Raw genomic sequence first — 18,226 nt, 5'->3', positions numbered from 1 at the left:
CGTGTGCACATCTCATGACCACGCCCTGGGCGAAGCGCCCCAGGCCGGTGCCGGAAGACGCAGTTTCCTTCGCGCCACCGCGCTGCTCGGTGCCACCGCCGCCGCGGTGACCGCGTTGCCGGCCGCCTCCGCCGCGGCGGCGTCCGCGCGTTGGCGCCCCGACCCGGGCAGCCGCCGCTTCACGCTCGCCGTGATGCCCGACACGCAGTACCTCTTCGACGGGCCCAGCATCGACAAGGCGCCGGTCGAGGCGTCGCTGCGCTATCTGCTGGAGCACGGCGGGGAGGAGAACCTCGTCTTCCTGTCCCACCTCGGGGACCTCACGCAGAACGGCGCGAAGGAGGAGTTCGCGGCGATCGGCGAGGCGTTCGGGCTGCTGGACCGCAGGGGTGTCGGCTACAGCGTCCTGGCCGGCAACCACGACGTGCAGTCCTCGACGACCGACCAGCGCGGCGGCACTCCCTACCTGGACGCCTTCGGGCCGCAGCGGTTCAAGGGGCAGCGGACGTTCGGCGGTGCCTCCCCGGACGGCTACAACACCTTCCACCTGTTCACCGCGGGCGGCCGGGAGTGGCTGGTGCTGGCCCTGGACTGGCGGCTGTCGCCGCAGGGCCACACGTGGGCGAAGGACGTCCTGGCGAAGCACCCGAAGACGCCGGTGATCCTCACGACGCACGAACTGGTCGTCGAGGACGACACCTTGTCGGACTACGGGCAGCAGCTGTGGGACCAGCTGATCGAGGACCACGACCAGATCTTCCTCACCCTCAACGGCCACTACTGGCCGGCGGCCCGCGCGACGCGGAAGAACGCGGCCGGGCGCGACGTCCACCTGCATCTGACGAACTACCAGAACCGCTACTTCGGCGGCGCGGCGATGATCCGCCTGTACCGCTTCGACCTGGACCGGAACGTCATCGACGTGGAGACGGTCTCCCCCTGGATCCTGGGCCGGGCCGAGAAGGGGATCAACGGGCTGGAGCGGCAGGAGATGGAACTGAGCGGCGACGCCGACCGGTTCTCCGTCGAGATCGACTTCGACAAGCGTTTCTCCGGCTTCGCGCCCGTGCCCGCCCGTCCGGCGCGGCCCGCCTCGAAGCTGCTCGTCCCGGGCACGATGGCGTACTGGCGCTTCGAGAAGCCCGTCGACGGCACGGTCGGCGCGGTCCGTGACCTGTCCGGGCGCGGCAACGACCTCTCCCTCGTCGCCGTCGGCGGTGGCACGCTGGGCTGGTCGGCCGACCACCACCCCGACCAGCCGGGCCACGGCAGCCTGGAGTTCCAGGGTTTCAAGTCCCCGCTGAAGGGCGCCTATCTGCGCACGGTCGACGGCGCCCCGCTGACCGTGGCCACCTTCGAGGACGGTTACACCATCGAGGCGTTCTACCGCCTGCCCGCCGACTGGGACCCGGACCACAACGCCTGGTCGGGTCTGGTCTCCCGCACGGGCACGGGCGGCGCCGCCGGGAAGAGCGCCGACGACCCGGACGAGCCGCTCGCCACGCTGTCGCTCTCCAACGACCGGGAACCGCAGTGGGCGATGCGCCCGCTCAACCAGCAGGGCATCGCCACCAACTGGGGCCAGGAGACGCCGCTGGAGACCTGGTGGCACCTCGCGGTCGTCAACGACGGCCGGCACACCACGCTGTACGTCGAGGGCTGCCCGGTCCTCCGCAATCCCAAGGCGCCCTCGGCCGGCGTCGCCTCCGTCGGACTGCCGTGGCTGCTCGGCGGCTACGAGTACGGCGGGAAGATCGACCAGATCTTCCACGGCCGGCTCGGCGACGTCCGGATCGTCGCCCGGGCGCTGCCCGTCACCTCCTTCATGAACCACTGACCTCACAGAACGCGCGAGGACCCTTCATGACCGAGCAGCAGCTGCCCGACTGGGCCGACCCGTCCGTCTCACCCGCCGCCCTCGACCCGCAGGGCGTGTCCCGCCGCGGGCTCCTGCGCCGCGCGGGCCTGTTCGGAGCCGCGTTCGCCCTCGGATCGGCGGCGACCCCGGCCCTGGCCGCCGGCGGCAGGCGCCTGGGCGGCGAGGACCCGCGCCTCGCCCACCTCGTCGGCGACCACCACATCCACTCCGTCTACAGCCACGACGCCAAGTACACCTTCTCCCAACTGGCCGCGGCGGGCGCGAAGTACGGCCTGGACTGGATGGTGTTCACCGAGCACTCCAACTTCGGGCACGCCGACTTCGGGGCATCCATGGAGCACGAGGAGATCCTGAGGGCGCGGGCGGAGAACCCGCGTCAGCTGATCTTCCAGGGTCTGGAGTGGTACATCCCGGCGGCCGAACACTGCACGGTGTTCACCGCGCCCGGCCCGCACGAGGTCGACGTACTGACCCGCTTCGAGAGCGCCTACGACGGCAAGCTCCTCGCCTACGACAAGGGCGGCCCCGCCGACGCGGACACCGCCCGCAACGAGGCGCATGCCCTCAAGGCTCTCAAGTGGCTGGACCGGCAGCGCCGTTCGGGGTACGTCGACGATGTGCTGGTGCTCGCCAACCACCCCATGCGGCTCGGCATCGACTCCCCGCACGAGATGCGCAACTGGCGGGACGCGGCGCCCGAGATCATGATCGGGATGGAGGGCGCGCCCGGCGCCCAGGGCGCGGCCATCCCCGGCTGGCGCGGGGCGACCTCCATCCGCGGCGAGTACGAGAACAAACCGTCCGCGCAGTCCTGGCCCGGCTACCCGGCGGACGCCTACCTGACGTACGGCGGTTTCGACTGGGCGACCGCGACCGTCGGCGGTCTGTGGGACTCGATGCTCGCCGAGGGCCGGCTGTTCTCGATCACCACCAACTCCGACGCCCACCGGATCGTCTTCGACACCTGGAGGAACGGCGACTGGCAGCCCGGCCGGACCTTCGACGACACCGGGAAACTGCCCGACCCGGTGAACACGGACACCCCGCAGCCGGGCAGCGACTTCTGGCCCGGCCAGTTCAGCCGCACCCACGTGGGCGTGACCCGCTACGGCTACCGCGCGGTCATGGCGGGGATGCGCGCGGGCCGGGTCTGGCTGGACCACGGGCATCTGCTCGACGGACTCGATGTCCGGCTGACGCGGGACTGCGACCGCGGCCGGGGCGTGACGCTCGGTGGCAGGCTGCGGGTCCGCAAGGGAGAGAAGCTCACCCTGAACGTCACGGTGACGAGCGCCTCCCGGCCCAACCCGCAGGGTGTACTCCCCGAGTTGGCGCACGTGGACGTCATACGCGGCGCGGTGCGCGGCCCGGTCACCGACCGCGACTCCTGGAGGGCTCCGGACACCAGGGTCGTCCGCACGGAGGACGTCAGCGGCCGCAAGGGCACCTACACCCTGCGCATCCCGCTGACCGCCGGCGAGGAGTCCTTCTACGTCCGGCTGCGCGGCAGCGACGGGAACCGGCACGGCCCGGGCCGGCTCGGCGCCTCGGTCGACCCGCACGGGCCGGTCCCGCACCCGCCCGGGAACGGTGACCCGTGGGCGGACACGTGGTTCTACTCGAACCCGGTGTTCGTCGACGTCGAGGGTTCCTGACCCCGGGGACCAGCAGGTCACGGACTGATCGAGCGGAGGTACGGTGGGCCGCGTGACCGGTGAAGAGTCGCTGCGGCCCCAGTCCCTCATGCTGACGTTCCTGGGCGATCAGGTGCTCGGCCGTGACGTGTGCGTGTACTCGGGCAGCGTCATCGACGTGTTCGCCCGCGCCGGGATCGGCGAGCAGGCCACCCGCTCCACGCTGACCCGCATGGTGGGCCGTGACCTGCTGCGCCGCCAGCGCGAGGGCCGCCGTATGTACTTCGGGCTGACCGAGCGCTCGGAGGCGGTGCTGCGCGACGGCGAGCAGCGGATCTGGCAGGCGGGTGCCGTCAACCGGCGGTGGGACGGCACCTGGACGCTGCTCGGCTTCTCCCTGCCGGAATCCTGGCAGCGCCAGCGCCACGACCTGCGCTCCCGGCTGACCTGGAGCGGCTTCGGCCCGCTCTTCAACGGCCTGTGGATCGCGCCCGGCGAGGCCGACGTGTCGGCCCTGGTCGCCGAGCTCGGCCTGTCCGCCCACGTGAAGGTCTTCCGGGCGCACGCGGACACCGGCATGGACATCGGCCAGATGATCGAGGAGACCTGGGAACTGTCCGACCTGGCCGGGCGCTACGAGGGGTTCGGACGGCGCTGGCAGGCCTGGGAGGACGACCTGCCGGACGCCGACGACGCCCTCGTCCTGCGTCTTCGCCTCCAGACCGAGTGGCTGCAGATCGTCCGGCGCGACCCACGGCTGCCTGTCGAGCACCTGCCGGACGACTGGCCGGCCGAACAGGCCGAGAAGACGTTCCGGACCGTGCACGAACGGCTCTCACCGCTCGTCCGCGATGCCTCGGAACGCCTTCTGGACCTGGTGCCCGCGCGGCCTCAGGCGTAGAACCGCGACAGGCTCTGCAGCACCGCGGCCGGCTTGGCGGCGCCCTCGATCTCGATGGCGCCCTCGACGGTGATCTGGACACCGCCCGGCACCTCTTCCACCTCGGCGAGCTTCGCCACCAGCCGTATGCGGGAGCCGGCCTTCACGGGGGAGGGGAAACGCACCTTGTTGAGGCCGTAGTTGACCTTTGTCGTCACGCCCTGGACGTCCAGCAGCTCGGTGAACAGCGGGATGAAGAGGGAGAGCGTGAGGTAGCCGTGCGCGATGGGGGCGCCGAAGGGGCCCTCCTTGGCGCGCTCGGGGTCGACGTGGATCCACTGGTGGTCGCCCGTGGCGTCGGCGAAGGTGTTGATGCGCTCCTGCGTCACCTCGATCCACTCGCTGGTGCCGAGGTCGCCGCCGGCGAGCTTCTTGAGTTCGTCGAGACCGTTGACGGTGAGGCTCATGCGGTTCCTTACTGGTTGCCGTAGCGCGTACGGACACGGGACTTGAGGAGTTTTCCGGAGGCGGTGCGCGGGAGTTCGTCCGCGAGGACCACCGATTTGGGGATCTTGTATTTGGCGAGGCGGCCCGCGAGCGACGCGAGCACCTCGTCGGGGTCGAGGGCGGCGCCCGCGCGGGGCACGACGACCGCGCGCGGCACCTCGCCCCACTTGTCGTCGGGCACCCCGATCACCGCGCACTCGACGATGTCGGGATGGGCGAGGAGCTGGTCCTCGATCTCGGCGGGGTAGATGTTCTCGCCGCCCGAGATGATCATGTCCTTGATGCGGTCGACGATGTGGACGTAGCCGTCCTCGTCGACCTGGGCGGCGTCGCCGCTGCGGAACCAGCCGTCCGCGAAGGAAGCGGCCGTCTCCTCGGGCAGCCCCCAGTAGCCGGGCATGACGTGCGGGCCGCGCACCACGACCTCGCCCACCTCGCCGACGTCGACCGGCGACAGGTCCGGGCGGACCACACGGACGTCGCTGAAGAAGTGCGGCACGCCCGCGGAACCCGCCTTGCCCATGGCGTGTTCGGCGTCGAGGAAGAGCGTGCCGGGGGCGGCCTCGGTCATGCCGTAGCCCTGGAGGAAGGTAAGGCCCCGCTTTTGGTACGCGGCGATCAGCGGGGTGGGGACCGGGGAGCCGCCGCAGGTGAGGATGCGGAGCGACGACAGGTCGGCGTCGGGCCAGCGCGGGTGACGGGCCACCTGGTCGAACATCGTGGGCACGCCGAACATGAAGGTGATGCGGTGCCGTTCGATCAGGTCGAAGGTGGCGTCGGGGTCGAAGGCGTCGACCAGGACGCAGGTGCCGCCCTTCAGCAGGACCGGCAGGGTCAGCATGTTCAGCCCTGCCGTGTGGAACAGCGGGGCGGAGACCAGGGCGCGTTCGTCGGCGATCAGGTCGGTGTCGACGAGGACGTTGACCGCGTTCCAGGTGAGGTTGCCGTGGGTGAGCATGGCGCCCTTGGGACGGCCGGTCGTGCCCGAGGTGTACATGATGATGCAGGTGTCGTCGGCGCCGACCGGTTCGTCGATCGGCTCCCCGGGCGCCTCGGCGACGGCCGCCTCGTACTCGCCGCCGACCTCCAGATAGACGCGTACGTCCGTGCTGCCGGGCAGGCCCGCGACCAGACCGGTGTAGGACGGGCCGTAGACGAGGGCCCGCGCGCCGGAGTCGGCGAGCTGGTAGGCGATCTCGGGTCCGGCGAGGCGGATGTTGAGGGGGACGAAGACCGCGCCGAGGGTGCCGGCCGCGAACAGGGTCTCCAGGTAGGAGGGGTGGTTCGGGCCGAGGTAGGCGATGCGGTCGCCGCGGCGCACGCCCCGGGCGCGCAGGGCGTGGGCCAGGCGGGTGGTGCGGGCGTGGAGCGTGCCGTAGTCGGTGGCGGACTCGCCGTGGATCAGGGCGGTGCGGTGCGGGGTCTTGCGGGCCCGGCGTGCGGGCCATGACCCCAGTCCCTCGTTGCGCATGTCACGCCCCTTACGGTTGCGTCAGCCCGAGCAGGCGGGCCGCGTTCTCCTTGAGGATCTTCGGCCGGACCTCGTCCTTGATCGTCAGCTTGTCGAAGTCGGCGAGCCAGCGGTCGGGGGTGAGGACGGGGAAGTCGGAGCCGAAGAGGACCTTGTCCTTCAGCAGCGTGTTCGCGTACTGCACGAGCTGCGGCGGGAAGTACTTCGGCGACCAGCCGGACAGGTCGATGTGCACGCCCGGCTTGTGCGTGGCGACGGCCAGGGCCTCGTCCTGCCAGGGGAAGGACGGGTGCGCCAGGATGATCTTCAGGTGCGGGAAGTCGGCCGCCACGTCGTCCACATGGAGCGGGTTGGAGTACTTCAGCCTGATCCCGCCCCCGCCGGGGACGCCGGCGCCGATGCCCGTCTGGCCGGTGTGGAAGAGGGCGATCGCGCCCGTCTCCTCGATCACCTCGTACAGGTCGTAGGCCACCGAGCGGTCGTTGGGGAAGAAGCCCTGGATGCTGGGGTGGAACTTGAAGCCCTTCACCCCGTACTCCTCGACCAGGCGGCGGGCCTGCTTCACTCCCGCCTTCCCTCGGAAGGGGTCGATGGAGGCGAAGGGGATGAGGACGTCGGCGTTGGCGGCGGCCGCCTCGGCGACCTCCTCGTTGGGGACGGGCGGGGTGCCGGTGGCGGACTCGGCGTCCACCGTGAAGATCACGGCGGCCATGTTCCGCTCGCGGTAGTAGGCGGCCGTCTCCTGCAGCGTCGGCTTCCGCTTGCCCTCGACCTTGAAGTAGGCCGAGGAGGCGTCGTGCAGGTCGTCGTCCAGGGAGGAGTGACCCTGGGAGGACACCTCGGCGTGGGTGTGGACGTCGATCGCGACCAGTGAGTCCAGGTCCATCACGGGGTCCATCACGCCTCCGGGAACTTCGGCGCCGGGATGCCGACCGACTGGAGCTCCGCACCGACCGAGGTGGGCCAGGCGTCGGCCAGCGTCTGCGGGGTCCAGCCGCCGTCGGCGTAGGCCGCCCTGATCTCCTGCGGATGCGACCAGAGTGCCACCTTGTCACCGCCGATGCCGACGCACTGGCCGGTGACGCCCCGGGCGGCCTCCGACGCCAGGAAGGGGACCAGGGCCGCGCAGTCCTCGGGGGTGCCGAAACCCTCTCCCTTGCGCAGGAAGTCCGGCAGGGGCTCGCCGTTCTTCATGGCCTCGATGTACGGGGCGAAGGCCGGGATGGTCTCGGTCATGGCGGTGGCGGCGACCGGCACGATCGCGTTGACCGTGATGCCCGCGCGGCCCAGCTCCATGGACCAGGTGCGGGCCATCGCCGCGATGCCGGCCTTGGCGGCGGCGTAGTTCGTCTGGCCGAAGTTGCCGCGCTGTCCGGCCGGGGAGCCGACCAGGATCAGCGAGCCGCCCTCGCCCTGCTCGCGCATCCGGACGGCGGCGGCGCGGGCGCAGGTGAAGGTGCCCTTGAGGTGGGTGGTGAGCACCGCGTCGAAGTCCTCGTCGGTCATCTTCCACAGGACCTTGTCGCGCAGGATGCCCGCGTTGGTGACGAGCACGTCCAGCCGGCCGAACTCCTCGACCGCGCGGTTCACCAGCCGCTCGGCGGCCTCGGAGGTGCCGACCGGGACGACTTCGGCGACGGCCTTGCCGCCCGCTTCCACGAGGGACTTCACGGCCGCCTCCGCCACCGCCTCGTCGACGTCGTTGACGACCACGGACGCGCCGTGGGCGGCCAGGGCGTGGGCATAGGCGAGGCCGAGGCCACGGCCGCTGCCGGTGACGACGGCGGCCTTGCCGGAGAGATCGATGCTGGGCACGGGTGGGTCCCTTCGCACGGGTTCGACTGCGAGTCGCACGGGTTCGACTGCGAGATCGAAGCTAAGAGCAATAATTGTTGCCGTCAATAGTTGTTGGTGACCTGTGGGTGCGAGATGCTGGAATCACCGGGAAGCAGCACCGAGCACAGGGAGCCCGCCATCACACGCCAGAACGTCACCGCGAAGCCCATCGACGCCCACGAACCGTGGATGCGCGGACTGCACGCCGACACGGGCTACCTGCTGTACCGCCTGGGCCTGCGCTCGGGGCAGCTCTTCAACGCCTGCCTCCAGGAGTCGGGCCTGCGCCTGCGCCACTACGCGGTGCTGCGCTTCCTCGCCACCGCCGACGGCGCCCTGCAGCGCGAACTGAGCGCGCGGCTCGGGTACGACCCGAGCGCGATCGTCGGTCTGGTCGACGACCTGGAGAAGCTGGGCTTCGCCGAGCGCCGCCCCTCCCCCGACGACCGCCGCAGCCGGATCGTCGTGCTGACCGAGAACGGCCGCGGCTTCCTCCGCGACACCGACGAGGCCGGCCTGCGGGTGACCGGCGAACTCCTGGGCCCACTGGAACCGGCCGAGCGGGAGACCCTGCACGCGCTGCTGCTGCGAATCGCGGAGGACGGTCTGAACTGATGTTGTGCAAATGATTGACGGCTGCACGATGGATGCATAACTTCACGGACCAACCGCGCCCCGTCCCCAGGGAGCCCACCGTGCAGCCATCCCCGCCCACCCCTCAACTCTCCCCCGCATCACGGCAGTTGCGCCGCGTCGCCGTCTCCGGCCTGCTCGGCACGACCGTCGAGTTCTACGACTTCCTCGTCTACGGCACCGTCGCCGCGCTCGTCTTCGGCGAGCTGTTCTTCCCGCGGGCCGACCCGGCCGTCGGCACCATCGCGGCGTTCGGCACCTTCGCCGCGGGCTATCTCGCCCGGCCGCTCGGCGGCATCCTCTTCGGGCACTTCGGCGACCGGCTCGGCCGCAAGTCGATGATGCTGCTCACCATGGTCCTGATGGGGGCGGGCAGCTTCCTCATCGGCCTGCTGCCGACCTACGACACGATCGGCGTCTGGGCCCCGGTGCTGCTGGTCGCCCTGCGCGTGGTGCAGGGCATCGCGATCGGCGGCGAGTGGGGCGGCGCGATGCTGATGGTCGTCGAGCACGCCGAGCACGCGCGGGGTTCCCGGCGCGGCCTGTGGTCCAGCTTCACCCAGCTCGGCGCCCCACTCGGTTCCGTACTGTCGGCCGGTGTGGTCACCCTCGTCGCCACCCTGCCGGACGACGAGTTCCGCTCGTGGGGCTGGCGGGTGCCGTTCCTGCTGAGCATCGTGCTGCTGGGCGTCGGCCTGTTCGTGCGGCTGAAGGTCGCCGAGAGCCCGCTGTTCGCGCAGGTCAAGCGGGATCCGGTGGCCCGGCCGCCGATCGTGGAGGTGCTGCGCCGCCCGAAGCCGGTGCTGCTGGCCGCCTGCGTCGGCATCGGCGCGTTCACCGCACAGTCCCTGCTGACGAGCTTCATGATCTCCTACGCCGTCGACGAGGGGTACACCCGCCCGCAGGTGCTGACCGCGGTCACCGTCGCCTCGTGCGTGGCCCTCGTCGTCCTGCCCGCCGCGTCCGCGCTGTCCGACCGGGTCGGCCGCCGGCCGGTCGTCCTGGCCGGTGCCGTCGCCTCGGCGGCGCTCGCCTTCCCGGTGCTGGCCCTGGTCGACTCCGGCTCCCCCGGCCTGCTGATCCTCGCCCTGGCGCTCGGCCACGGCGTCGCCCAGTCCACGATGTACGGGCCGCTCGGCGCCCTGCTCACCGAGATGTTCGGCACCCGTGTCCGCTACACCGGCGCCTCCCTCGGCTACCAGGGGGCGACGCTGATCGGCGCCGGGTTCTCCCCGCTGATCGCGGGCAGCCTGCTGGCCTCCTTCGGCGGCGGCAGCACCCCGGTGTCGCTGCTGCTGTGCGCGGGCGCGGCGATCACCGCGGTCACCGTGTGGCGGCTGCGCGAGACGCACACGGACGCGCTGGACTCCCCCGCCGCCGCCCCCGCCCTGGAAGGAACCCCGCGTTGAGGATCCGCCTCGCTCTGCTGACCGCCTGCCTGGCCCTGGCGGCGACCGCCCTTCCCGCGCAAGCCGCCGCCACCGGCACCCACCTGGAGGGCCGGCTCCCCTCCGGCGCCGCGTACGTGATGGACCTACCGGCGTCCTGGAACGGCACGGTCCTGCTCTACAGCCACGGCTACACCCCGGCCGGGGCCCCCAACCCGGCCCAGAACACGCCGGGTTCCGCCGCCCGGGACAAGCTGCTTGCGAAGGGGTACGCCCTCATCGGCTCCTCGTACGCGACGACCGGCTGGGCGGTCACCGAGGCGGTGCCCGACCAGCTCGCCACGCTGGACCTGTTCACCGAGAGGTTCGGCGCGGCCCGGCGGGCCATCGCCTGGGGCACCTCGTACGGCGGCTTCGTCACCAGCGTGCTCGCCGAGCGGCACGCCGGCCGCTTCGACGGATCGCTGTCGATGTGCGGTCTGGTGCAGGGCGGTGTCGCCAACTGGAACAGCACCCTGGACCCGGTGTTCGCGCTGCGCACGCTGCTCGCCCCGGACTCCGGTGTCCGGCTCGCGGGGTTCGCGGACCAGGCCGAGGCGGTCGCCGCCGGCAAGGCACTCACCTCGAAGGTGGACGCGGCCCAGCGGACCCCCGAGGGCCGGGCCCGGATCGCCCTCGCCGCGGCTCTGCACAACATCCCCGGCTACAACGACGCCGCGCAGACCGAGCCGGGTCCCACCGACTGGAAGACCGCGCAGTCCAACCAGTACACGGCCGTCCGGGGCCTGCTCCAACTGCCCGCGTTCAGCTGGCGGCAGGAGGCCGAGAGCCGGGCGGGCGGCAACCCGTCGTGGAACACGGGCGTCGACTACCGCTCGATGCTTCTGCGGTCCCCGCTGTACAAAGAGGTGACGGAGCTCTACAAGGAGGCGGGCCTGTCCATGCGCACCGACCTCTCGGCCCTCGGCCGGGCACCCCGGATCACCGCCGACCCGTCGGCGGTGCGGTGGATGCGGAACACCAGCGTGCTCTCCGGCCGGCTCACCGACCCCCAGCTGACCATCCACACGACCGGTGACGCCCTGATCCCGGTGCAGTCGGAGAGCGGCTATCGCCGGGCCGCCTCGGCGGCGGGCTCCGCGGGGCTCCTGCGCCAGGCGTACGTCGACGCCCCGGGCCACTGCACCTTCACCCCGGGCGAGACACTGGCCGCCCTGCACACCTTGGAGAAGCGCCTGGACACCGGCCGCTGGGACGTGTCGCCCGACGCCCTCAACTCACGCGCCAGGGCCGAGGGCCCGGCGGCCGAGCCCCGCTACCTTCCGTACCGCCCGACCACCTACCCCCGTCCCTACGACCTCGCGCACCCGGGAGACGCCCGGCCATGACCGCCCCCACCGCGCCCGACCGGCTGCTGTCCGTGCTCGCGGCCTTCGACCACGAGCATCCGGCGCTGTGCCTGACGGACATCAGCCGGCGGGCCGGGCTGAGCCTGACCACCGCGCACCGCCTGGTGGGCGCGCTCACCGAGTGGGGCGCGCTGGAGCGGGACGAGTCCGGCGTCTACCACGTCGGGCTGCGACTGTGGGAGCTCGCCGCGCTGGCCCCGCGCGGCCTAGCCCTGCGGCAGATCGCGCTGCCGTACCTGGAGGACCTGTACGAGGCGACGCACGAGAACGTGCAGCTGGCCGTGCGGGACGGCAGGGACGTCGTCTACACCGAGTGGCTGTCGGGGCGGTCGGCGGTCGGCGTGCACATCCGCGTCGGCGCCCGCTGGCCGCTGCACGCCACGGGAGTCGGACTCGCGCTGCTGGCCCATGGCGACCCGGTGTTCCAGAAGGAGTACTGCGAAGGCGAACTGGCGTCCTTCACCCCGTACACGATCACCGAACCGGAGCGGCTGCGGCGGGCGCTCGCCGAGGTGCGCAGGTCGGGGGTCGCGGTGAGCGACCGTCAGGTCACGGAGGACGCCCTGTCGGTGGCCGCGCCGGTCCGTGGTGCGGACGGCACGGTGACCGCCGCCGTGTCGATCGTGGTGCCCCACGCGGACGCCCAGGTGCCGGTCCTGGGCCCGGCGGTGCGGGTGGCGGCGCGTGGGATCTCACGGGCGCTGGGGTGGCAGCCCTGAACCGTGTCGGGGGTTGCACGTGGTGCTGCGCAGGTCCTCCTCTACGCGGCGTTCGCGGTGCACGTCGCACTGGTGCTGAAGCACCGGCTGATCGACCGGGACCGGCTGCTGAGCAGCATGCTGTGAGGGTCAGGCTTGCCGGGGTGGCGTCATGGCCCAGCGGATGGTCCGGGTCAGGGCCCGCCCGGTGGGACGTACGGCGAGGTCCTCGACGACCGGCACCCGCGGCAGCCACAGCATGGTGCGCGCCCAGGGCGGGAGCAGGGTGACGGCGTTCGCGGCCAGACCGCCGTAGAACGGCCGCACGACCAGGGGCAGGGGAGGCTGGAACAGCAGGAAGCGGGCGGCTGCCCGGGCCTCGGGCGTGGCCCGCAGCTCGGGCCGGTAGGCGGTCAGGCGCTCGGCCAGTTCACGGCGGTCCCGCGGCGGGTCGACCACCCCCAGCGCCTCGGCGACGCGCGCGGTGTCGGCGACGTAGGCGTCGTAGCCGGCGGCGGCCAGCGGCCGGTCCCCGTAGCGTTCGTGGGCGCGCAGGAAGCTGTCCGTCTCGGCGGCGTGCACCCAGCCGAGCAGATGGGGGTCGGCCGCGTGGTAGGGCACGCCCCCGGCCGTCGTGCCGCGGATCCGTTCGTGGATGCCGCGCACATGGTCGACCGCCTGCCGGGCGTCGGTGGCGGTGCCGTACGTCGTCACGGCCAGGAAGGTGCTGGTGCGCTGCAACCGGCCCCACGGGTCGCCGCGGAAGCCGGAGTGGCCGGCGACCGCCGCCATCGCGAGCGGGTGCAGCGACTGCAGGAGGAGGGCGGCCAGCCCGCCGATGAACATCGAGGCGTCACCGTGGACCGTGCGGATCGGCCGGTCCGGCCCGAACCAGCGCGGGCCGGGGGTGTGGTGGATACGGGCACGGGTCGCGGGTCCGCTCGGGCCCGCGACGCGGCGGAACAGGGCCTGGCCCAGTTGTTCACGGACTCCGGTCAGCACGGTCGGCCTCCCTTCCCCTGCTGACCAGTGTCCGGCATGACCGTGGCCGTCCGGGCGTGCCGGACCGCCCTCGTCAGGAACCCGGCCGGGCCGCCGCACGGTCGGCATGTCCGCCGGCGCCGAGCGGCCCGGTGTAGCGCACCGGGCCCGTGGCCTCCAGGCGGGGCAGTTCGCGGCGCGCCACGCGCAGGACCACAGCAGGCATGGCCGGGCGTATCGGCTGGGCCAGCCGCAGCCACGCCGGTGCGTACACGGCCGTACGGCGGCGCTCCATCCCCCGGACCAGGCGGGCGGCGACCATGTCCACGGGGTACACGCGGCGGGCCGGCGGGGGCATGTGCCTGCGCAGTTCCCGCAGGACGGCGTACCGGTCGGCGTCGCGGATCATGTCGGTGTCCGTCCAGCTGAGGTAGGCGATGCCCACGCCGACCCCGCGGTGCGCCACCTCCGCCCGCAGGGAGTGGGCGAAGGCCTCGACCCCCGTTTTGGAGGCGCAGTAGGCGCTCATCAGCGGGGCGGCGCCGATCGAGGCCAGGGAGGCGACCTGGAGGAGGTAGCCCGCCGTGTCCAGCAGGTCCGGCAGGAACGCCCGGGCCGTCTGGGCGCTGCCGGTGAGGTTGACGTCGATCACGCGGCGCCAGGCGGCCGGGTCCGAGGCGAGGAACGCGCCGCCCTCGGCGATGCCGGCGTTCGCGACCACGGCCGAGGGACGGCCGAGGCGGTCCCGCACGGTGGTTGCCGCGGCCTCCAGTGCGCAGAGGTCGGTGACGTCGGCCTCCAGGGCGAGGGCCGGGCCCGGCAGGGAGGCGGCCACCGCGTCCAGGGCGGTCCTCTCATGGCCGATGAGCGCCACCCGGGCGCCGCGCCGGGCGACTTCGCGGGCCAGCGCCGCGCCCACACCGCGGGCGGCTCCGGTGATGACGATCGTGCGCTCGGCGAGCGGGCTGCTTGCCATGGGCTGCCCTTCCTTCGGCACCGGCCCGGCCCCGGAGGGCCGCGGTCAGCGTCTGGCTCCGGTGCGGTCGCGGCGGGCGAGGAGCCGCTGGGCGCCGGCGAGGCCGGGAGCCCGGTTGCGGCGCAGGGCGGCCCGGGCGGCGTTGGCTCCGGGCGCGCCGTGCACCCCGCCGCCGGGGTGGGCTCCGGAGGAGGCGAGGTACAGGCCCGGCACCGGGGTCTCCGGGCGGCCGGTGCCGGGCAGGGGGCGGAAGAGGAGCTGCTGGTGGATCGCGGTGGTGCCACCGTTGATGGCGCCGCCCGCGAGATTGCCGTCGAGCGCCTCCAGGGTCGGGGGCGCCAGGATGCGGCGGCCGCGGATCAGGGAGCGGAAGCCGGGCGCGAAGCGCTCCACCTGGCGTTCGACCCGGTCTGCCATGAGCTCCTGGTCCTTGGTGTCCCAGCTCCCGGTGATCCCCTCGTCCGCGGCGTCGGCGCGGATCTCATGGGGAAGATGGGTGTAGGCCCAGGCCGATTCGGTGCCCTGCGGAGAACGGGAGGCGTCGGAGGTGGTCATCTGGCCGAAGATCAGGAACGGCCGGTCCGGGACCTGCCGCATGGCGATCTGGGCCGCGAAGCGGGTGAGCTCGTCCAAGCCGTCGGCGAGGTGCACGGTACCGGCCCGGGACGCCTGCTCGGCCTGCCAGGGCACCGGGCCGTCGAGCGCCCAGTCGACCTTGAACGTGGCGAAGTCCCACTGGAAACGCCGCAGGTCGTCGAGGATCTGCGCGGGCAGGTGAGCAGGGTCGACCAGCTCGCCGTACAGGGCGGGCACCGACACGTCCGCCAGCACCGCCCGGCGGGCCGGCACCGCGTCCCCGCCGGACGTGCGCACGCCGACGGCCCGCCCGCCGCTGACGACGACCTGCTCGACGCGCTGCCCGCAGCGCACCCGTCCGCCCAGGGTCTCCAGACGCCGGACCAGGGCCGAGGTCAGCGCGCCGGAGCCGCCGGCCGGGACCGGGAAGCCGTAGGTCTGGCCCAGCATGGTCATCAACCAGCCGAAGCCGCCGCTGCCCGCCGACTCGGGGGCGAGGTCGGCGTGCAGGGCGTTGCCGGCCAGCAGCAGGCGCCCGCCCTGGCCGCGGAACTCCTCCTCCCCCAGGCGCCGCACCGGCAGCACCAGGGAGCGGGCCATGCGCAGTCCGCCCGCCGCCCGCAGCCGCAGCGCCAGCCGGGCCGTCGCCCGGACGGGTGGGAACGGGGTGAACAGGGCGCCCAGCAGGTCGGGGCGCAGGCGCTGCCACACGTCGTGCAGTCGCTGCCAGGCGGCTCCGTCGCCCGGCTCGAAGGTGTCGAGGGACGCGGCGGTGGTGGCGACGTTCCGGTCCAGGACGGCGCAGCTGCCGTCGGTGAGGGGATGGGCCAGCACGCTGGGCGCGTGGCTCCAGCGCAGTCCGTGCTCCTCGGGGCGCAGCGCGGCCAGGACGGGCGAGGCGGCCGCGAGGGGGTAGAAGGAGCTGAACAGGTCGTTGACGAAGGCGGGATCGACGCCCCGGTCGTGGCGTACGGCGCCGCCCGGTTCGGGCTGCTCCTCCAGCACCTCGACGCTCCACCCGGCGTCGGCGAGGACGTTGGCGGCCACCAGACCGTTGGGGCCCGCGCCGATGACCACGGCGTCAGGCATGGCCGCCTCCGTCCGCTTCGGACCTCACGGTCACCTGGCCCAGGGCGCGGCGGGTGTTCCCCGGGCCCTGTGGCCCGTCCTCGCACAGCTTGGCCAGACGGGCCAGCATGGTGCGGTGGCGCAACTGGATCAGCGCCTCGAAGCCGACGTTGTGCAGTCGGCCGCCCGCGCCCCGCAGGGGGTGCTCGTCCACGATCACCAGGCAGTGCTCGCCCCAGGGCCGCAGCTCGATCGCGATGCGGGCCGAGCCCAGCGCACCGGCGTGGGCCTCCAGCTCCAGCCGGGTGCCTTCCTCGCAGTATCGGACGACCGTCTCGTTGTCGAGCCGTACGGGTCCGAGCCGGACCTCGTAGCGGATCGCCGCGCCGGTGCGCGGCCACTGTCCGCGCACCGGGTGGGATTCGGAGGTTCCCACCACCCACTCCGCGTAGCGGTGGCCGTCGGCGAGGACGTCCCACACGGCGCCCGGGCCGACTCGGATGAGGTGATGGCGTACGGCCACGGATGCCTCCTGCTGCCTCGACCGGTGCTCTGTCGTCCACCCCGAGTGCCCCGGAACCCCTGGTTCAACAGTGCGGCGCGTCGGAGGACAGCCGGGCAACCGTCCCGGGCCGTCGGACGTCGGACCGCATCTACTCTGAGAGCGCTCTCAGAAGACCTCCGCCCCCAGGGCACGCCCATGGCCCGCTCCTCTGTCGTGCCCGCAACTCCCCGGCAGGTCCGCACCCGTTCAAGCACTGCACGCACAGCCACCCCCCGCACTTTTCCCGGCTTCACCTCTTGACGGGCCGCACGGCGAGGAGCACATTGGCGGCACTTTGAGAGCGCTCTCACCCTCCCGTTTCCGATTCGAGAGGCATCCCCACATGAGCGACACCACCGGCACCTGCACCTCCCACAGACGCCGTCCGCTGCGGCGGGCGCTCGTCGCCGTCGTCAGTACGGTCGGCCTCGCGGCGGCCGCCTCCGCGGTCGCCACCCCGTCCGCGACCGCCTCCGCGCCGCCGCCCCCGCCGGGCTGGACGCAGGTGTTCGCGGACGACTTCAACGGACCCGCGGGCAGCGGCGTCAACACGTCCAACTGGCAGTACGCGACCGGCAGGGGCTACCCGGGCGGTCCCGCGGGCTGGGGCACCGGCGAGATCGAGACGATGACGAACAGCACGGACAACGTCTCGCTCGACGGCAACGGCAACCTCCGGATCACGCCCCGCCGCGACGCCGCGGGCAACTGGACCTCCGGCCGGATCGAGACCAACCGCACCGACTTCCAGCCCCCGGCCGGCGGCACACTCCGCGTCGAGTCCCGGATCCAGGTGCCGAACGTCACCGGTGCCGCCGCCAAGGGCTACTGGCCGGCGTTCTGGATGCTGGGCGCCCCGTACCGCGGCGACTACTGGAACTGGCCCGCGGTCGGCGAGCTGGACATCATGGAGAACACCCAGGGCATGAACACGGTGTTCGCCACGATGCACTGCGGCACCTCGCCGGGCGGCCCCTGCAACGAGACCAGCGGCATCGGCAGTTCGACCACCTGCCAGGGCACCCCCTGCCAGGCCGGCTTCCACACCTACCGGATGGAGTGGGACCGCTCGACGAGCGTCGAGGAGATCCGCTTCTACCTCGACGGCTCCAACTTCCACACGGTGCGCGCCAACCAGGTCGACGCGACGACCTGGAAGAACGCCACCGACCACGGCTTCTTCATCATCCTGAACGTCGCGATGGGCGGCGGCTTCCCCGACGCGTTCGGCGGCGGCCCGGACGCCGGGACCCAGCCGGGCCACGCGATGGTCGTCGACTACGTGCAGGTGCTGTCCTCCGGCGGCGGCACCACGCCTCCCCCGACCGGCAGCCGCGACGCCTACGGCACCATCCAGGCCGAGTCCTACGACGGCCAGTCCGGCGTGATCACCGAGACGACGTCCGACTCCGGCGGCGGCCGGAACGTCGGGGCGCTCGCCAACGGCGACTGGCTGCACTTCAAGGGCGTCGACTTCGGCTCCTCGGCGGCCCGGCAGTTCAGCGCCCGGGTGGCGAGCGGCGCGGCGGACGGTGTCAGCGGGCTGGTCGAGGTGCGGCTGGACAGTCGCGGCAACGCGCCGGTCGGGAGCTTCGCGGTGGGCGGCACCGGGGGCTGGCAATCGTGGCGGACCGTTCCGGCGAACATCAGCGCGGTGACGGGCACACACGACGTGTATCTGACCTTCACCAGCGGTCAGCCGGCGGACTTCGTGAACGTCAACTGGTTCGCGTTCGGGCACTGAGC

The 18,226-nt window shown here is 72.6% G+C and carries 17 protein-coding genes; 9 read left to right on the top strand and 8 right to left on the bottom strand.

The features are described 5' to 3' along the window. The first annotated feature begins 1 nt into the window (after nucleotide 1). From CEB94_RS34665 to CEB94_RS34655, 3 genes are read left to right on the top strand one after another with little or no spacing between them, the layout of a single operon-like run. Nucleotides 2-1,837: a LamG-like jellyroll fold domain-containing protein gene (locus CEB94_RS34665; protein WP_175435902.1), complete on the top strand. Its 1,836-nt coding sequence runs from the start codon at nucleotides 2-4 to the stop codon at nucleotides 1,835-1,837. 26 nt (nucleotides 1,838-1,863) lie between these two features. Continuing rightward, on the top strand, nucleotides 1,864-3,534 hold the full coding sequence (locus CEB94_RS34660; RefSeq protein ID WP_175435901.1) for a PHP domain-containing protein: 1,671 nt from the start codon (nucleotides 1,864-1,866) through the stop codon (nucleotides 3,532-3,534). Between the two features lie 52 nt (nucleotides 3,535-3,586). After that, nucleotides 3,587-4,414 (top strand): PaaX family transcriptional regulator, encoded by an 828-nt coding sequence (locus CEB94_RS34655; protein ID WP_175435900.1) that lies wholly within the window; start codon nucleotides 3,587-3,589, stop codon nucleotides 4,412-4,414. On the opposite strand, the gene CEB94_RS34650 is transcribed toward CEB94_RS34655, so the two are convergent. The 4 genes from CEB94_RS34650 to CEB94_RS34635 are packed head-to-tail and all read right to left on the bottom strand — an operon-like array spanning nucleotide 4,405 to nucleotide 8,186. Continuing rightward, nucleotides 4,405-4,860: a MaoC family dehydratase gene (locus CEB94_RS34650; protein ID WP_175435899.1), complete on the bottom strand. Its 456-nt coding sequence runs from the start codon at nucleotides 4,858-4,860 to the stop codon at nucleotides 4,405-4,407. The two genes, CEB94_RS34655 and CEB94_RS34650, sit on opposite strands and share 10 nt — an antisense overlap. Before the next feature lie 8 nt (nucleotides 4,861-4,868). Next, entirely contained in the window at nucleotides 4,869-6,371 is a 1,503-nt protein-coding gene (locus CEB94_RS34645) for an acyl-CoA synthetase (protein WP_175435898.1), read from the bottom strand. Between the two features lie 10 nt (nucleotides 6,372-6,381). Then, the gene (locus CEB94_RS34640) at nucleotides 6,382-7,257 is read right to left on the bottom strand and encodes an amidohydrolase family protein (RefSeq protein WP_175437293.1); all 876 of its coding nucleotides are present in this window, start codon (nucleotides 7,255-7,257) and stop codon (nucleotides 6,382-6,384) included. Nucleotides 7,258-7,268: 11 nt separating this feature from the next. After that, a complete protein-coding gene (locus tag CEB94_RS34635; protein ID WP_281292544.1) occupies nucleotides 7,269-8,186 on the bottom strand; it encodes an SDR family NAD(P)-dependent oxidoreductase in 918 nt (305 codons plus the stop codon). A 210-nt stretch (nucleotides 8,187-8,396) separates the two neighbouring features. Between CEB94_RS34635 and CEB94_RS34630 the strand changes: the two genes are divergently transcribed. The 5 genes from CEB94_RS34630 to CEB94_RS41780 are packed head-to-tail and all read left to right on the top strand — an operon-like array spanning nucleotide 8,397 to nucleotide 12,482. Then, the gene (locus CEB94_RS34630) at nucleotides 8,397-8,822 is read left to right on the top strand and encodes a MarR family winged helix-turn-helix transcriptional regulator (RefSeq protein ID WP_175437291.1); all 426 of its coding nucleotides are present in this window, start codon (nucleotides 8,397-8,399) and stop codon (nucleotides 8,820-8,822) included. A 32-nt stretch (nucleotides 8,823-8,854) separates the two neighbouring features. Further along, complete coding sequence (locus CEB94_RS34625; protein WP_425472518.1) at nucleotides 8,855-10,249, top strand: MFS transporter; 1,395 nt, start codon at nucleotides 8,855-8,857, stop codon at nucleotides 10,247-10,249. Next, the gene (locus CEB94_RS34620; RefSeq protein WP_246112013.1) at nucleotides 10,246-11,616 is read left to right on the top strand and encodes a DUF6351 family protein; all 1,371 of its coding nucleotides are present in this window, start codon (nucleotides 10,246-10,248) and stop codon (nucleotides 11,614-11,616) included. Before CEB94_RS34625 ends, CEB94_RS34620 begins: the two co-directional genes overlap by 4 nt. Continuing rightward, on the top strand, nucleotides 11,613-12,356 hold the full coding sequence (locus CEB94_RS34615) for an IclR family transcriptional regulator (protein WP_175435895.1): 744 nt from the start codon (nucleotides 11,613-11,615) through the stop codon (nucleotides 12,354-12,356). The genes CEB94_RS34620 and CEB94_RS34615 overlap by 4 nt, the downstream gene beginning before the upstream one ends. A gap of 3 nt (nucleotides 12,357-12,359) precedes the next feature. After that, nucleotides 12,360-12,482, top strand: coding sequence for a hypothetical protein (locus tag CEB94_RS41780; protein ID WP_281292543.1), 123 nt, complete (start codon nucleotides 12,360-12,362; stop codon nucleotides 12,480-12,482). 3 nt (nucleotides 12,483-12,485) lie between these two features. On the opposite strand, the gene CEB94_RS34610 is transcribed toward CEB94_RS41780, so the two are convergent. The 4 genes from CEB94_RS34610 to CEB94_RS34595 form a co-directional block, all read right to left on the bottom strand. Beyond that, nucleotides 12,486-13,337 carry an oxygenase MpaB family protein gene (locus tag CEB94_RS34610; protein ID WP_175435894.1) on the bottom strand — a complete coding sequence of 284 codons (852 nt, stop codon included), beginning with the start codon at nucleotides 13,335-13,337 and terminating at the stop codon, nucleotides 12,486-12,488. A gap of 73 nt (nucleotides 13,338-13,410) precedes the next feature. After that, nucleotides 13,411-14,292, bottom strand: coding sequence for an SDR family oxidoreductase (locus CEB94_RS34605; protein WP_175435893.1), 882 nt, complete (start codon nucleotides 14,290-14,292; stop codon nucleotides 13,411-13,413). A gap of 45 nt (nucleotides 14,293-14,337) precedes the next feature. Next, nucleotides 14,338-15,957, bottom strand: a complete 1,620-nt coding sequence (locus CEB94_RS34600) for a phytoene desaturase family protein (RefSeq protein WP_175435892.1) — start codon at nucleotides 15,955-15,957, stop codon at nucleotides 14,338-14,340. Next, the gene (locus tag CEB94_RS34595) at nucleotides 15,950-16,459 is read right to left on the bottom strand and encodes an SRPBCC family protein (RefSeq protein ID WP_175435891.1); all 510 of its coding nucleotides are present in this window, start codon (nucleotides 16,457-16,459) and stop codon (nucleotides 15,950-15,952) included. Before CEB94_RS34595 ends, CEB94_RS34600 begins: the two co-directional genes overlap by 8 nt. A gap of 364 nt (nucleotides 16,460-16,823) precedes the next feature. Here CEB94_RS34595 and CEB94_RS34590 point away from each other — a divergent pair, with 364 nt between their 5' ends. Further along, nucleotides 16,824-18,224 carry a glycoside hydrolase family 16 protein gene (locus CEB94_RS34590; RefSeq protein ID WP_175435890.1) on the top strand — a complete coding sequence of 467 codons (1,401 nt, stop codon included), beginning with the start codon at nucleotides 16,824-16,826 and terminating at the stop codon, nucleotides 18,222-18,224. Nucleotides 18,225-18,226 lie beyond the last annotated feature (2 nt).

The organism is Streptomyces hawaiiensis, from assembly GCF_004803895.1.
Taxonomy (GTDB): Bacteria; Actinomycetota; Actinomycetes; order Streptomycetales; family Streptomycetaceae; genus Streptomyces; species Streptomyces hawaiiensis.
This window is presented reverse-complemented; position numbering and strand designations above follow the sequence as displayed.

Coding starts and splice junctions, on each gene's coding strand:
- CEB94_RS34660 (WP_175435901.1), top strand. CDS start 1,864: ATGACCGAGCAGCAGCTGCCCGACTGGGCCGACCCGTCCGTCTCACCC.
- CEB94_RS34650 (WP_175435899.1), bottom strand. CDS start 4,860: ATGAGCCTCACCGTCAACGGTCTCGACGAACTCAAGAAGCTCGCCGGC.
- CEB94_RS34645 (WP_175435898.1), bottom strand. CDS start 6,371: ATGCGCAACGAGGGACTGGGGTCATGGCCCGCACGCCGGGCCCGCAAG.
- CEB94_RS34640 (WP_175437293.1), bottom strand. CDS start 7,257: ATGGACCTGGACTCACTGGTCGCGATCGACGTCCACACCCACGCCGAG.
- CEB94_RS34630 (WP_175437291.1), top strand. CDS start 8,397: ATGCGCGGACTGCACGCCGACACGGGCTACCTGCTGTACCGCCTGGGC.
- CEB94_RS34625 (WP_425472518.1), top strand. CDS start 8,855: ATGCATAACTTCACGGACCAACCGCGCCCCGTCCCCAGGGAGCCCACC.
- CEB94_RS34615 (WP_175435895.1), top strand. CDS start 11,613: ATGACCGCCCCCACCGCGCCCGACCGGCTGCTGTCCGTGCTCGCGGCC.
- CEB94_RS34605 (WP_175435893.1), bottom strand. CDS start 14,292: ATGGCAAGCAGCCCGCTCGCCGAGCGCACGATCGTCATCACCGGAGCC.
- CEB94_RS34600 (WP_175435892.1), bottom strand. CDS start 15,957: ATGCCTGACGCCGTGGTCATCGGCGCGGGCCCCAACGGTCTGGTGGCC.
- CEB94_RS34590 (WP_175435890.1), top strand. CDS start 16,824: ATGAGCGACACCACCGGCACCTGCACCTCCCACAGACGCCGTCCGCTG.